Genomic DNA, 14,737 nt, shown 5'->3' on the forward strand with positions numbered 1-14,737 from the left:
AGGGAGGTCCACCCCTTGGTAGATGTTAATAGATTTGAATATATGCAAATCGGCCTCGCTTCCCCCGAAAAGATCCGTTCATGGTCTTTCGGGGAAGTGAAAAAGCCGGAGACGATCAACTATCGTACACTCAAACCGGAGAAAGACGGTTTGTTCTGTGAACGTATCTTTGGTCCAACAAAAGACTGGGAATGTTACTGTGGTAAATACAAACGGATCCGCTATAAAGGAATCATTTGTGACCGCTGTGGCGTTGAAGTCACGAAGTCGAAAGTCCGTCGTGAGCGCATGGGTCACATCGAGCTCGCAGCACCGGTTTCGCACATCTGGTACTTCAAAGGAATTCCTAGCCGTATGGGACTCGTCCTCGACATGTCACCGCGTGCGTTAGAAGAGATCATCTACTTCGCGTCGTACGTCGTCACAGATCCAGGCGAATCGACACTTGAGAAGAAACAACTCCTTTCAGAGAAAGAATACCGTGCATATCGTGAGAAGTTCGGTCGTTCGTTCACTGCTGAAATGGGTGCGGAAGCAGTTCGTAAATTGCTCCGTGACGTGGAACTCGATAAAGAAGTCGCTGCATTACGTGAAGAGCTTCGTATGATTCAAGGACAACGTCGTACGCGTGCGATCAAACGCCTTGAAGTCCTCGATGCGTTCCGTAACTCAGGCAACAATCCAGAATGGATGGTGCTTGAAGTACTTCCAGTCATCCCACCGGAACTTCGTCCGATGGTTCAACTCGATGGCGGACGTTTCGCAACGTCTGACTTGAACGACTTGTACCGCCGCGTCATCAACCGTAACAACCGTCTCAAGCGTCTTCTTGACCTTGGCGCTCCGAACATCATCGTTCAGAATGAAAAACGGATGCTTCAAGAAGCAGTCGATGCTTTGATCGATAACGGTCGTCGTGGTCGTCCAGTCACTGGACCAGGTAACCGTCCACTTAAATCACTTTCACACATGTTGAAAGGGAAACAAGGACGTTTCCGTCAAAACTTGCTCGGTAAACGTGTCGACTACTCTGGTCGTTCGGTTATCGTCGTTGGTCCAAACCTGAAGATGTATCAATGTGGTCTTCCAAAAGAAATGGCCCTTGAGCTCTTCAAACCGTTCGTCATGAAAGAACTCGTCTCTCGTGGCATCGCACCGAACATTAAGAGTGCGAAACGGAAAATCGAGCGCGTTCAACCTGAAATCTGGGATGTCCTCGAAGAAGTCATTCGTGAGCATCCGGTTCTCTTGAACCGTGCACCGACACTTCACCGTCTCGGTATCCAGGCATTCGAACCAACGCTCGTCGAAGGACGCGCGATTCGCCTTCACCCACTCGTATGTACGGCGTACAACGCCGATTTCGATGGTGACCAAATGGCGGTTCACGTACCACTTTCGGCAGAAGCACAAGCAGAAGCACGTCTTCTCATGCTCGCTGCACAAAACATCTTGAACCCGAAAGACGGTAAACCTGTCGTTACACCATCGCAGGATATGGTCCTCGGTAACTACTACCTCACGCTCGAGCGCGAAAACGCGATCGGCGAAGGTAAAATCTTCTCGACAGTGAACGAAGCGCTCATCGCTTACCAAAACGGTTATGCGCACTTCCATACACGTGTTGCGATTCCAGCCGGCGTTCTGAAAAACCCGACATTCACGGAAGAGCAAAACGAGAAATTATTGATTACAACAGTCGGTAAGTTGATCTTCAACGAGATCCTCCCAACGACGTTCCCTTACTTGAACGAACCAACGATGACGAACCTTCAAGAAGCGACGCCAGACAAGTACTTCCTTGAAAAAGGAACAGATGTCGCGGCAGAACTGAAGAACCGTCCGATCATCGACCCGTTCAAAAAAGGATTCCTTGGAAATGTCATCGCGGAAGTCTTCAAACGGTTTGAGACGACAGAAACAAGCCGCATGCTCGACCGCATGAAAAACCTCGGATTCAAACACTCGACTCGTGCCGGTATCACGGTAGGGATCGCGGACATCATCGTTCTTCCAGATAAACAAGAAATTCTTGTTGAAGCGCAGGACAATGTCGACCGCGTCATGAAATCGTACCGTCGTGGTCTCATCACAGAAGACGAGCGCTATGAGCGCGTCGTTAAATCGTGGAATGATGCGAAGGATGAAATTCAGTCTCGTCTGATGAAATCCCTCAACCGTCTCAACCCGATCTTCATGATGAGTGACTCCGGTGCCCGTGGTAACGCGTCGAACTTCACGCAGCTCGCTGGTATGCGTGGACTCATGGCCGCTCCAAGTGGACGGATCATCGAGCTCCCGATCAAATCATCGTTCCGTGAAGGTCTAACGGTACAGGAATACTTCATCTCGACACACGGTGCACGTAAAGGTCTTGCCGATACAGCCTTGAAAACGGCTGACTCAGGTTACCTGACTCGTCGTCTCGTTGACGTCGCTCAAGATGTCATCATCCGTGAAGATGATTGTGGAACGGATCGTGGTATCCGCGTCACAGCACTCCGTGAAGGAACGGAAGAAATCGAAAGCCTCTACGACCGCCTCGTCGGCCGTACTGCATTCGAAAACGTCGTTCACCCAGAAACAGGAGAAGTCCTCGTTTCGACGAACGAACTCATCGATGAAGACCTCGCGCGTGCCATCACGGACGCTGGTGTCGACAACGTTGAGATCCGTACTGCCTTCACATGTAACACAAGCCATGGTGTCTGTAAGAAATGTTACGGACGCAACTTGGCAACAGGCAACGACGTCGAAGTCGGCGAAGCTGTCGGTATCATCGCGGCACAATCAATCGGTGAGCCAGGAACGCAGCTTACGATGCGTACCTTCCACACAGGTGGGGTTGCCGGGGACGATATCACACAAGGTCTTCCGCGTATCCAAGAGTTGTTCGAAGCGCGTAACCCGAAAGGTCAAGCGGTCATCTCGGAAATCGATGGTCAAGTCATCGACTTCACGGAATCGCGTGACAAACGTGAATTGACGGTCCAAGGACTCAGCGAAACACGCACATACACGATCCCATTCGGTTCGCGTCTACGTGTTCAGCTCGGGGACGAGGTCAAAGCTGGTCAAGTCTTCACGGAAGGTTCGATCGATCCGAAAGAACTCTTGAACGTTAAAGGTGTATCCGGCGTTCAGAACTACTTGCTCCAAGAAGTTCAAAAAGTATACCGGATGCAAGGGGTTGAGATCGGTGACAAACACGTCGAGGTCATGGTTCGCCAAATGATCCGTCGCGTACGCGTCATCGAGTCTGGTGAGACTTCACTCTTACCAGGTTCGCTCGTCGATATCAGCACGTTCAAGGAAGCTTGTAAAGAAGCGCTCCGTAACGGGAAAGCTCTCGCTTCGGCGAAACCAGTTCTTCTCGGTATCACGAAAGCGTCACTTGAAACAGATTCATTCCTATCGGCTGCGTCGTTCCAAGAAACGACTCGTGTCCTTACGGATGCAGCGATTAAAGGGAAGAGCGACTACCTTCGCGGCTTGAAAGAGAACGTCATCATCGGTAAGTTGGTTCCAGCTGGTACTGGGATGGCACGTTACCGTCAAATCGATCTCGAAGTAGCTGGCGAAGCACCTGTAGAAGCCGATTCTCCGGTAGAATAAAACGCCTTGACACGCCGGTATGGCGGTGCTACTATGATATAGTGTTGCCAACCGGCTGTGTTATTTTGGAGGATATCTTCATGTCTTACAAAAAAGTAGTCGGCGCAGATTTGAAGTTTGTCGGTCAAAAGCAAACGCTCAAAGCATTGCGATCTGGCAAGGCGTCGGAAGTGATCATTGCGGATGACGCAGATGAACACGTAAAACAAGCATTGCTCGATGCGGCGAAACAAGCTAACGTTCCAGTCGTGAATGTTCCTTCTAAGCAAGAGCTTGGAAAAGCTTGTGGAATCGATGTCGCAGCAACCGCTGTTGCCATTAAGAAAGTTTGATAATGCGTTTTGTGTGGCGATGGAATGCCTGAGCCACGCAAAACGTTTCATTATGACTTTCGATGAACCACCCGGCTCGGTGGTTTTGAAATTTGTCATGAATTCAGGAAGGGAGGATCTCAAAGATGCCTACTATCAACCAATTAGTCCGTAAAGGACGTCAATCAAAAGTTGTGAAATCAGATTCGCCAGCGCTGAACAAAGGGTACAACAGCTTCATTAAAGCTCGTACTGACATCAGCTCACCACAAAAACGTGGTGTTTGTACTCGTGTAGGTACAATGACTCCGAAGAAACCGAACTCGGCTCTTCGTAAATACGCACGTGTACGTTTGACGAACACAATGGAAGTAACAGCTTACATCCCAGGTATTGGCCACAACCTTCAAGAGCACAGTGTTGTTCTTATCCGCGGCGGCCGCGTAAAAGACTTACCAGGGGTACGTTACCACATCGTTCGTGGTGCGCTTGATACAGCTGGTGTTGACGGCCGTATGCAAGGTCGTTCGAAATACGGTACTAAACGTCCTAAAGTTAAAAAATAATCTAGATATCTTAAGATATCACCTCACTATATGAAAGGAGGGACTCGGAATGCCACGTAAAGGTCAAGCAGAACGTCGTGATGTAATGGCTGATCCGATCTACAACTCTAAACTCGTTACCCGCCTTATCAACCGTCTTATGTTAGATGGTAAAAAAGGTACTGCTCAACAAATCTTATACAAAGCTTTCGAAACTATCGCTGAACGTTCAGGTCGCGATGCAATGGAAGTCTTTGAAGAAGCGATGAACAACATCATGCCAGTTCTTGAAGTTAAAGCACGCCGTGTAGGTGGAGCTAACTATCAAGTTCCTGTCGAAGTTCGCCCAGAGCGTCGTACGACACTTGCACTTCGTTACCTCGTGAACTATTCACGTCTCCGTAACGAAAAAACTATGGATGCGCGCCTTGCTAACGAAATCATGGACGCTGCAAACAACACTGGTGCTTCTGTTAAGAAGCGCGAAGATATGCACAAAATGGCGGAAGCGAACAAAGCGTTTGCTCACTACCGCTGGTAATTCCGAAAATCACCACCTCATGCATGCCATTTTTTATGGAATTATGAGGTGGCTTTCGGGTATAGTCATGACGTGTGGCAACACACGACCACTAAACTAAAATGCGAAAGGAGAATGTTTAAAGATGGCAAGAGAATTCTCCCTTAAGAACACTCGTAACATCGGGATCATGGCTCACATCGATGCTGGTAAAACAACAACGACTGAGCGTATCCTGTATTACACGGGTCGTATCCACAAGATTGGTGAAACGCACGAAGGTGCTTCACAAATGGACTGGATGGAGCAAGAGCAAGAGCGTGGGATCACGATTACATCAGCAGCAACAACTGCTCAATGGAAAGGTAACCGCGTAAACATCATCGATACACCTGGACACGTAGACTTCACAGTTGAGGTTGAACGTTCACTTCGCGTACTTGATGGTGCGGTAGCAGTACTTGACGCTCAGTCTGGTGTTGAGCCACAAACTGAGACAGTATGGCGCCAAGCTACAACTTATGGCGTACCACGTATCGTTTTCGTTAACAAAATGGATAAAATCGGTGCAGACTTCTTGTACTCGGTTGGAACGCTTCGCGAACGCCTCCAAGCGAACGCACACGCGATCCAAATTCCAATCGGTGCGGAAGATGAATTCAAAGGAATCATCGACCTCGTCGAACAGAAAACATACATGTACGGCAACGATCTCGGAACTGACATCGAAGTGACTGACGGTTTCCCAGCTGATCTCGCTGATCAAGCTGAAGAACTCCGTGGATCATTGATCGAAGCAGTTGCGGATTACGAAGAAGAATTGATGATGAAATACCTCGAGGGTGAAGAAATCACAATCGACGAGTTGAAAGCGGCTATCCGTAAAGCAACTCTGACAGTTGACTTCTATCCTGTACTCGTAGGTTCGGCATTCAAGAACAAAGGTGTTCAGCTTATGCTTGACGCAGTTCTCGATTACCTCCCATCACCAATCGACGTTAAAGCGATCTCAGGTATCGACATGGATACGGATGAAGAAATCGTGCGTGAGTCTTCGGACGAAGCACCATTCTCTGCACTCGCGTTCAAAGTCATGACTGACCCTTACGTCGGTAAATTGACATTCTTCCGTGTGTACTCTGGTACAGCTTCGGCAGGATCGTACGTTAAAAACTCAACAAAAGGCAAACGTGAGCGTCTTGGACGTATCCTTCAAATGCACGCAAACAGCCGTGAAGAGATCCCGATGGTATACGCGGGTGACATCGCTGCAGCTGTAGGTTTGAAAGATACGACTACTGGAGATACGCTTTGTGCAGAGAAAGACAACGTCGTTCTCGAATCAATGACATTCCCAGAACCAGTTATCTCGGTCGCTATCGAACCAAAAACGAAAGCTGACCAAGATAAAATGGGTCAAGCCCTCGCTAAGCTTGCTGAAGAGGATCCAACGTTCCGCACTGAAACAAACCCAGAGACTGGTCAAACGATCATCTCAGGTATGGGTGAGCTTCACCTCGACATCATCGTTGACCGTATGCGTCGCGAGTTCAAAGTCGAAGCAAACGTTGGTGCTCCACAAGTAGCTTACCGTGAAACGATCCGCCAAGCGGCGAAGATCGATTCGAAGTTCGCTCGTCAATCTGGTGGTCGTGGTCAGTATGGTCACGTCGTCGTAGAATTCGAGCCGAACGAAGAAGGCGCTGGCTTCGAGTTCAACAACAAAATCGTCGGTGGTGTTGTTCCACGTGAATACATCCCAGCGGTTGAGAACGGAATCGAAGAAGCACTTCAAAACGGTATCCTTGCTGGTTACCCGGTCGTTGACGTAAAAGCTTCACTCGTCTTCGGATCGTACCACGATGTCGACTCAAACGAGATGGCATTTAAAGTTGCGGCTTCAATGGCAGTCAAACAACTCAAAGATAAGAGCGGCGCTGTTATCCTTGAGCCAATGATGAAAGTTGAAATCGTCATCCCAGACGAATACATGGGAGACATCATGGGTGATGTTACATCACGCCGTGGTCGCGTAGAAGGTATGGAAGCACGCGGTAACGCTCAAGTTGTCCGTTCAATGATTCCACTTTCTGAAATGTTCGGATACGCTACTGGTCTTCGTTCACGCACACAAGGTCGCGGAACGTACTCGATGCACTTCGATCACTACGAAGAAGTACCGAAATCAGTTGCGGAAGAAATCATCAAAAAAGCGAACGGCTAATCCTTCACAGGTTGTCACGCTTTTATGATTAGTGTAAGCTAAGGAAGGTGTACGTTATCTTACGACTCACCTTCCTAGTTATAAAAAATTATTAGACACATAGAGGAGGAATTCAGAATGGGTAAGGAAAAATTCGACCGTTCTAAACCGCACGTTAACGTTGGTACAATCGGCCACGTCGACCACGGTAAAACAACTTTAACAGCAGCTATCTCAGCTGTACTTGCAAAAGCACAAGGTAAAGCTGCAACTAAGTTTGACCAAATCGATGGTGCTCCAGAAGAGCGCGAGCGCGGTATCACAATCGCAACAGCTCACATCGAGTACGAAACAGAAAAACGCCACTATGCACACGTTGACTGCCCAGGTCACGCTGACTATGTTAAAAACATGATCACTGGTGCTGCACAAATGGACGGCGCGATCCTCGTTGTTTCTGCAACAGATGGTCCAATGCCACAAACACGTGAGCACATCTTGCTTTCACGTCAAGTAGGTGTTCCTTTCATCGTAGTATTCATGAACAAAGTTGACATGGTTGACGACGAAGAGCTTCTTGAGCTCGTCGAAATGGAAATCCGTGAGCTTCTTTCTGAGTACGACTTCCCAGGTGATGACCTCCCAGTTATCCAAGGTTCTGCTCTTGGCGCGCTTAACGGCGAAGCTAAATGGGAAGAAAAAATCCTTGAACTCATGTCAGCTGTCGATGAGTACATCCCAGAACCAACTCGTGACACTGAAAAAGACTTCATGATGCCAGTTGAGGATGTCTTCTCAATCACTGGTCGTGGTACAGTTGCTACTGGCCGCGTTGAGCGTGGAGTTCTTAAAGTCAACGACGAGATCGAAATCGTTGGTCTTCACGAAGAAACTAAAAAATCAGTATGTACTGGTGTAGAGATGTTCCGTAAGCTTCTTGACTATGCTGAAGCTGGCGACAACATCGGTGCTCTTCTCCGTGGTGTATCACGTGACGACATCGAGCGTGGACAAGTTCTCGCGAAACCAAACACAATCACACCACACAAAAAGTTCAAAGCGCAAGTTTACGTTCTTTCTAAAGAAGAGGGTGGCCGTCACACGCCATTCTTCGCGAACTACCGCCCGCAGTTCTACTTCCGTACAACTGACGTAACTGGTATGGTTCAACTTCCAGAAGGTACTGAAATGGTTATGCCTGGGGACAACATCGAAATGACTGTTGAACTCATCGCACCAATCGCTCTTGAAAAAGAAACTCGTTTCTCAATCCGTGAAGGTGGCCGTACAGTAGGCGCTGGATCAGTTACAGAAATCGTTGAGTAATTTTTAAGACAAAGGTCTTCCGTCTCCCGTGGCGGAAGACCTTTTTTCATTTCTTTGAAAACAGTCTTGCAACATGGTCTGACATCTTATATACTGAGGAAAGTGTTTGTGCGAGTGGTGAGAGACTTGAATACATATTCTATTTTATTAGTGCTTGCATTCTTGCTGGTGATTCAGTATGATAGAATATGTTGGTCACAAACACAACGCGATGAAGCGGGAGGTTATGACACACCAGGCGGCATTGCCATGGCTAGTGTGGAAATTTCCGCGGAGAATGTCTATTTACAAAATAGGCGAAAAGGAGGGAAATAACATGGCAAATGAAAAAATTCGGATCCGTTTGAAAGCATACGATCACCGCGTGCTTGATCAATCGGCTGAGAAGATTGTCGACACAGCAAAACGTTCAGGTGCTACTGTATCTGGTCCGATCCCACTCCCAACGGAGAAAGCGGTCTACACAGTACTTCGTGCCGTTCACAAGTACAAAGATGCTCGTGAGCAGTTCGAAATGCGTACACACAAACGTTTGATCGACATCGTTAACCCAACACCGAAAACTGTTGATGCGCTTATGCGTCTCGAACTTCCATCGGGCGTTGACATCGAAATCAAACTTTAATTTTTCTTCTATAGATAGTTGATACTAGCCAGAAGATCAAAATCATTCAATATTAGGAGGTGTATCTCATGGCTAAAGGAATCTTAGGAACTAAACTCGGTATGACACAAATCTTCAACGAGTCAGGCGAAGTCGTCCCTGTTACTGTCGTTTCAGTCGAAGGTAACGTTGTTCTTCAATTGAAAACAACGGAAGTTGACGGTTACGAAGCAGTCCAACTCGGCTTTGGTGATATCAAAGAAGGTCGTCAAAACAAACCGCAAAAAGGTCACGCTGCGAAAGCAAACGCGACACCTAAGCGCTTCATTAAAGAAATCCGTACATCAGTAGCAGATTTCGAAATCGGTCAAGAGATTAAAGCAGATACTTTCGCTGCAGGCGAAATGGTTGATGTAACAGGTACGTCGAAAGGTAAAGGTTTCGCTGGTGCAATCAAGCGTCACAACCAATCACGTGGTCCAATGGCTCACGGTTCGCGTTACCACCGTCGCCCAGGTTCAATGGGTCCTGTTGCTCCTAACCGTGTATTCAAAGGGAAATTGCTCCCTGGACGCATGGGTGGAGAGCAAATCACTGTTCAAAACCTTGAAATCGTAAAAGTTGATGCAGAACGCGGCTTACTCCTCGTCAAGGGTGCTATCCCAGGCGCACGTAAGAGCCAAGTTGTCATCAAAACTGCGGTTAAAGGCAACTAATCCGTTTGCAAGGAAAGGAGGAATAACGAATGCCTAAAGTAGCTTTGCTTAACCAAACAGGTACACAAGTTGGAGACATCGAGCTCGCAGATGCCGTTTTCGGAATCGAGCCAAATGAAGCAGTCGTATACGATGCAATCGTCATGCAACAAGCTTCACGTCGCCAAGGTACACATGATACAAAAGGTCGCTCGGAAGTTCGCGGTGGCGGCCGTAAACCATGGAAACAAAAGGGTACTGGTCGTGCACGCCAAGGTTCGATCCGTTCGCCACAATGGGTTGGCGGTGGAACAGTCTTCGGTCCAACACCACGTTCGTACGCTTACAAACTTCCTAAAAAGGTTCGTCGTCTCGCACTTCGTTCAGCACTTTCTTCGAAAGTCGCTAACAACGAGTTCATCGTTCTTGAAGGATTGACAATCGATGCTCCTAAAACTAAGGACATGATCGCAGTATTCGCTGCTCTTTCAATTGAACGTAAAGTTCTCGTCGTTACTGCTGATTACAACGAGTCAGTCGTTCTTTCAACACGCAACATCCCAGGTGTCACAGTCGTTGACGCTGCAGGTGTAAACGTCCTTGATCTTGTCGCTCATGACAAAGTCATCATTACGAAGGACGCTGTTGCGAGAGTAGAGGAGGTGCTTGCATAATGGCACACACACACGACATTATCAAACGTCCTGTCATTACTGAACGTTCAGTAAACCAAATGGCTGAGAAAAAGTACACATTCGAAGTAGACGTGAAGGCATCTAAGACTCAAATCAAAGATGCAGTTGAAGCGATCTTCGGAGTGAAAGTTGACAAAGTCAACACATTGATCTCAAAACCAAAAGCAAAACGCGTAGGTCGTCACGCTGGTTACACAGCACGCCGCAAAAAAGCGGTCGTCACGCTTACTGCAGATAGCAAAGAACTCGATTACCTCGGTTAATCGGAACTCTGTAGAAAAGGAGGGAACTCTCGATGGGAATTAAAAAGTTTAAACCGACTACTAACGGTCGTCGTAATATGACTGCACTTGACTTTGCTGAGATTACGGCTTCACGTCCTGAAAAATCGTTAACTGAAAAGCTTTCGAAAAAGGGCGGACGTAACAACCAAGGTCGCTTGACAGTACGTCACCAAGGTGGCGGACACAAACGTAAATATCGTATCATCGACTTCAAACGGAACAAGGATGGCATCGCTGGTCGTGTCGCTACAATTGAGTACGATCCAAACCGCTCTGCTAACATCGCATTGATCCACTACATCGATGGTGAAAAACGCTACATCCTCGCACCGAAAGGCTTGAAAGTAGACATGCAAGTCATGGCTGGACCAGAAGCTGACATTAAAGTCGGTAATGCTCTTCCACTTTCAAACATCCCAGTCGGTACGTTGATCCACAACATCGAACTTAAGCCAGGTAAAGGTGGTCAGCTCGTTCGCGCAGCTGGTACTTCTGCTCAGCTTCTCGGTAAAGATGGTAAATACGCGATCGTTCGTCTTCAATCAGGCGAAACTCGTATGATCCTTGCTACTTGCCGTGCAACAGTCGGTGCTGTCGGTAATGAAGAGCACGAGCTCGTCAATATCGGTAAAGCTGGTCGTTCACGCTGGCTCGGAAAACGTCCTACAGTTCGTGGTTCTGTCATGAACCCAGTCGATCACCCACACGGTGGTGGTGAAGGACGTGCTCCAATCGGTCGTTCGGGCCCACTTACTCCTTGGGGTAAACCGGCACTCGGATACAAAACTCGTAAGAAAAACAAAGCGAGCGATAAATATATCGTCCGTCGTTCTAAAAAATAATTACATGATTTCTGGACGGTTCGTAGGAACCGTTCCTGAATCATGCCAAAGGGAGGTACAACTATGGGTCGCAGCTTGAAAAAAGGTCCATTCGCAGATCACCATCTGCTCGCTAAGGTTGATAAAGCCAACGAAGCTGGTGACAAACATGTCATCAAAACTTGGTCACGCCGCTCGACAATCTTCCCAGAGTTCATCGGTCACACGATCGCTGTCTACGATGGTCGTAAACACGTACCGGTTTACGTGACAGAAGATATGGTCGGTCACAAACTTGGTGAATTCGCTCCAACACGTTCTTACAAAGGACATGCTGGAAACGATAAGAAAACGAAACGTTAATCTGAGGGGAGGTACTCATTATGCAATCAAAAGCATCGGCTAATATGGTTCGCATTGCTCCTCGTAAGGCACGTCTCGTAGTAGACTTAATCCGCGGGAAGCAAATCGGCGAAGCACTTTCGATTCTTGCTTACACGAACAAGGCAGCAACGCCAATCGTTGAGAAAGTATTGAAATCGGCAATCGCGAACGCTGAGCACAACTTCGACATGAACATCGAAAACCTCGTAGTCACTGAGGCTTACGTAAACGAAGGTCCAACGCTCAAACGTTTCCGCCCACGTGCAATGGGTCGCGCAAGCCGAATCAACAAACGTACGAGCCACGTTCACATCGTGGTATCTGAAAAATAAGGAGGGATTACCGTGGGTCAGAAGATTAACCCAACTGGTCTTCGCGTAGGTATCATCAAAGACTGGGAATCACGTTGGTTCGCAGATAAAGACTATGCTGATCTCCTTCATGAAGACTACGTAGTTCGTGAATATATCGAAAAACGTCTTAAAGACGCTAGTGTCTCTAAAGTAGAAATCGAGCGCGCAGCTAACCGCTTGAACATCTCACTTCACACTGCTAAGCCTGGTATGGTTATCGGTAAAGGCGGTTCTGAAATCGAAACACTTCGTAAAGACATCACTAACCTTGCAAAAGGCAAACGCGTTCACGTTAACGTCGTTGAAGTGAAAAACCCGGATGCAGTTGCTAAGCTCGTCGCTGAGAACATCGCTCGCCAACTTGAAGGTCGCGTATCGTTCCGTCGTGCTATGAAGCAATCAATCCAACGCTCAATGCGTTCTGGTATCAAAGGAATCAAGACTGAAGTTTCTGGTCGTCTTGGTGGCGCTGATATCGCTCGTTCTGAGAAGTATTCGGAAGGAACAGTTCCACTTCATACACTCCGTGCAGACATCGATTACGGTACTGCAGAAGCTGATACAACTTACGGCAAAATTGGCGTAAAAGTATGGCTCCACCACGGTGAAGTGCTTCCTACGAAAAAAGCAGCAGCAAACGAAGAATAATCCACATCCGTCTAGGGAAGGAGGCAACACAACATGTTGTTACCAAAACGTGTAAAATATCGTCGTGTTCACCGCGGCAACATGCGTGGTAAAGCGAAACGTGGTACTACAGTACACTTCGGCGAGTTCGGTATCCAAGCTCAAGAAGCTAGCTGGATCACTAGCCGTCAAATCGAATCAGCGCGTATCGCGATGACTCGTTATATGAAACGTGGTGGTAAAGTGTGGATCAAGATCTTCCCACACAAGCCATACACTAAAAAACCTCTTGAAGTCCGAATGGGTTCAGGTAAAGGTGCTCCGGAGGGCTGGGTAGCAGTCGTCAAACCGGGTAAAGTAATGTTCGAAATCGCAGGAGTATCGGAAGAGATCGCACGCGAAGCTCTCCGTCTTGCATCACACAAACTTCCAGTAAAATGTAAGTTCGTAAAACGTGAAGAAAATGGTGGTGATACGAATGAAAGCAACTGATCTCCGTCAGCAAACAACTGAAGAGCTTAACGGTAAAGTCGGTTCGTGGAAAGAAGAGTTGTTCAACCTTCGTTTCCAACTCGCGACTGGTCAGCTTGAGAACCCTGCTCGTATCCGTGAAGTGCGCAAGTCGATTGCACGCGCGAAAACCGTTCTTCGTGAACGCGAACTCGGCATCAACAACGCATAATTCACTCGGATTCTGAGAGGAGGAACACTCAATGGAACGCACTAACAACCGCAAAGTGTTAACTGGACGCGTCGTTTCTGACAAAATGGACAAAACGATCGTAGTTACAGTTGAAACAAAAGTAAAGCACAAGCTTTACGGCAAACGCGTAAACTACTCTAAAAAGTACAAAGCGCATGATGAAAACAACACAGCTAAAATCGGTGATGTTGTACGCATTCAAGAAACACGTCCATTATCTAAGGACAAACGTTTCCGTCTCGTAGAAGTCATTGAAGAAGCAGTAATCATCTAAACTCTAATTAGTTCGGGTGAATAAACATCCGGAGGGAGGTACAATCGTATGATTCAACAAGAATCTCGCTTAAAAGTAGCAGACAACTCAGGAGCTCGTGAAGTCTTGACGATCAAAGTCCTCGGTGGTTCTGGTCGTAAAACTGCTAACATCGGTGACGTTATTGTTTGTACAGTAAAACAAGCAACACCAGGTGGCGTTGTCAAAAAAGGTGAAGTTGTACGCGCAGTAGTCGTTCGTACTAAACGTGGCGTTCGTCGTAAAGACGGTTCGTACATCCGTTTTGACGAAAACGCAGCAGTCATCATCAAAGATGACAAAAGCCCACGTGGCACACGTATCTTCGGACCAGTCGCACGCGAACTTCGTGAAAAAGACTTCATGAAGATCGTCTCGTTGGCACCGGAAGTACTTTAATTCCAAAGAATTCCTACAAGGAGGTGCTCTAACGATGCATGTCAAAAAAGGTGATAAAGTTCAGGTTATGACTGGTAAAGACAAAGGCAAACAAGGCGTTGTCCTTACAGCTATGCCTAAAAAAGATCGCGTAATCGTCGAAGGCGTTAACATGATCAAAAAACACTCAAAACCTTCTCAACTCAACCCGCAAGGCGGAATTGTCGAGAAAGAAGCACCGATTCACGTATCGAACGTTATGCTCATCGACCCTAAGACAGGTAACCCAACACGCGTTGGTTTCACTGTGGTTGACGGCAAGAAAGTACGTATCGCTAAAAAATCGGGCGAAGCTTTAGATAAATAAGAAGATTTAAAGAA

General features: G+C 47.4%; 19 protein-coding genes. All 19 read left to right on the forward strand.

The genetic code is table 11. The annotated features are described in order from the left end of the window. The first annotated feature begins 15 nt into the window (after positions 1-15). The 19 genes from rpoC (at position 16) to rplX (ending at position 14,723) form a co-directional block, all read left to right on the forward strand. A complete protein-coding gene (gene rpoC, locus KNQ12_RS16210) occupies positions 16-3,615 on the forward strand; it encodes a DNA-directed RNA polymerase subunit beta' (RefSeq protein ID WP_035399361.1) in 3,600 nt (1,199 codons plus the stop codon). A gap of 80 nt (positions 3,616-3,695) precedes the next feature. After that, positions 3,696-3,947 carry a ribosomal L7Ae/L30e/S12e/Gadd45 family protein gene (locus KNQ12_RS16215; RefSeq protein ID WP_023466620.1) on the forward strand — a complete coding sequence of 84 codons (252 nt, stop codon included), beginning with the start codon at positions 3,696-3,698 and terminating at the stop codon, positions 3,945-3,947. A gap of 125 nt (positions 3,948-4,072) precedes the next feature. Then, complete coding sequence (rpsL, locus tag KNQ12_RS16220) at positions 4,073-4,492, forward strand: 30S ribosomal protein S12 (RefSeq protein WP_023466621.1); 420 nt, start codon at positions 4,073-4,075, stop codon at positions 4,490-4,492. Positions 4,493-4,541: 49 nt separating this feature from the next. Beyond that, the gene (gene rpsG, locus KNQ12_RS16225; protein ID WP_023466623.1) at positions 4,542-5,012 is read left to right on the forward strand and encodes a 30S ribosomal protein S7; all 471 of its coding nucleotides are present in this window, start codon (positions 4,542-4,544) and stop codon (positions 5,010-5,012) included. Between the two features lie 124 nt (positions 5,013-5,136). Then, the gene (fusA, locus tag KNQ12_RS16230) at positions 5,137-7,215 is read left to right on the forward strand and encodes an elongation factor G (protein ID WP_035413156.1); all 2,079 of its coding nucleotides are present in this window, start codon (positions 5,137-5,139) and stop codon (positions 7,213-7,215) included. A gap of 117 nt (positions 7,216-7,332) precedes the next feature. Further along, entirely contained in the window at positions 7,333-8,520 is a 1,188-nt protein-coding gene (gene tuf, locus KNQ12_RS16235; protein WP_058266098.1) for an elongation factor Tu, read from the forward strand. 316 nt (positions 8,521-8,836) lie between these two features. Beyond that, on the forward strand, positions 8,837-9,145 hold the full coding sequence (rpsJ, locus tag KNQ12_RS16240; RefSeq protein WP_029343090.1) for a 30S ribosomal protein S10: 309 nt from the start codon (positions 8,837-8,839) through the stop codon (positions 9,143-9,145). 68 nt (positions 9,146-9,213) lie between these two features. Then, positions 9,214-9,840: a 50S ribosomal protein L3 gene (rplC, locus tag KNQ12_RS16245; protein WP_023466629.1), complete on the forward strand. Its 627-nt coding sequence runs from the start codon at positions 9,214-9,216 to the stop codon at positions 9,838-9,840. 29 nt (positions 9,841-9,869) lie between these two features. Beyond that, on the forward strand, positions 9,870-10,493 hold the full coding sequence (gene rplD / locus KNQ12_RS16250; RefSeq protein WP_023466630.1) for a 50S ribosomal protein L4: 624 nt from the start codon (positions 9,870-9,872) through the stop codon (positions 10,491-10,493). Next, entirely contained in the window at positions 10,493-10,777 is a 285-nt protein-coding gene (gene rplW, locus KNQ12_RS16255; protein WP_023466631.1) for a 50S ribosomal protein L23, read from the forward strand. Before rplD ends, rplW begins: the two co-directional genes overlap by 1 nt. 32 nt (positions 10,778-10,809) lie before the next feature. Continuing rightward, the gene (rplB, locus tag KNQ12_RS16260; protein WP_023466632.1) at positions 10,810-11,640 is read left to right on the forward strand and encodes a 50S ribosomal protein L2; all 831 of its coding nucleotides are present in this window, start codon (positions 10,810-10,812) and stop codon (positions 11,638-11,640) included. Between the two features lie 63 nt (positions 11,641-11,703). After that, positions 11,704-11,982 (forward strand): 30S ribosomal protein S19, encoded by a 279-nt coding sequence (gene rpsS / locus KNQ12_RS16265; protein ID WP_012369013.1) that lies wholly within the window; start codon positions 11,704-11,706, stop codon positions 11,980-11,982. 20 nt (positions 11,983-12,002) lie between these two features. Continuing rightward, positions 12,003-12,335: a 50S ribosomal protein L22 gene (gene rplV, locus KNQ12_RS16270; protein ID WP_012369014.1), complete on the forward strand. Its 333-nt coding sequence runs from the start codon at positions 12,003-12,005 to the stop codon at positions 12,333-12,335. A 12-nt stretch (positions 12,336-12,347) separates the two neighbouring features. Continuing rightward, complete coding sequence (gene rpsC, locus KNQ12_RS16275) at positions 12,348-13,004, forward strand: 30S ribosomal protein S3 (protein WP_023466633.1); 657 nt, start codon at positions 12,348-12,350, stop codon at positions 13,002-13,004. A 33-nt stretch (positions 13,005-13,037) separates the two neighbouring features. Continuing rightward, on the forward strand, positions 13,038-13,475 hold the full coding sequence (gene rplP, locus KNQ12_RS16280; RefSeq protein WP_012369016.1) for a 50S ribosomal protein L16: 438 nt from the start codon (positions 13,038-13,040) through the stop codon (positions 13,473-13,475). Next, positions 13,462-13,665 carry a 50S ribosomal protein L29 gene (rpmC, locus tag KNQ12_RS16285; protein WP_012369017.1) on the forward strand — a complete coding sequence of 68 codons (204 nt, stop codon included), beginning with the start codon at positions 13,462-13,464 and terminating at the stop codon, positions 13,663-13,665. Before rplP ends, rpmC begins: the two co-directional genes overlap by 14 nt. Before the next feature lie 31 nt (positions 13,666-13,696). Next, the gene (gene rpsQ, locus KNQ12_RS16290; RefSeq protein WP_023466634.1) at positions 13,697-13,960 is read left to right on the forward strand and encodes a 30S ribosomal protein S17; all 264 of its coding nucleotides are present in this window, start codon (positions 13,697-13,699) and stop codon (positions 13,958-13,960) included. Between the two features lie 48 nt (positions 13,961-14,008). After that, positions 14,009-14,377 (forward strand): 50S ribosomal protein L14, encoded by a 369-nt coding sequence (rplN, locus tag KNQ12_RS16295; protein WP_012369019.1) that lies wholly within the window; start codon positions 14,009-14,011, stop codon positions 14,375-14,377. Between the two features lie 34 nt (positions 14,378-14,411). Next, positions 14,412-14,723: a 50S ribosomal protein L24 gene (rplX, locus tag KNQ12_RS16300; protein ID WP_012369020.1), complete on the forward strand. Its 312-nt coding sequence runs from the start codon at positions 14,412-14,414 to the stop codon at positions 14,721-14,723. Positions 14,724-14,737: the final 14 nt, after the last annotated feature.

It is taken from the genome of Exiguobacterium sp. s11 (assembly GCF_018619015.1).
Taxonomy (GTDB): Bacteria; Bacillota; Bacilli; order Exiguobacteriales; family Exiguobacteriaceae; genus Exiguobacterium_A; species Exiguobacterium_A indicum.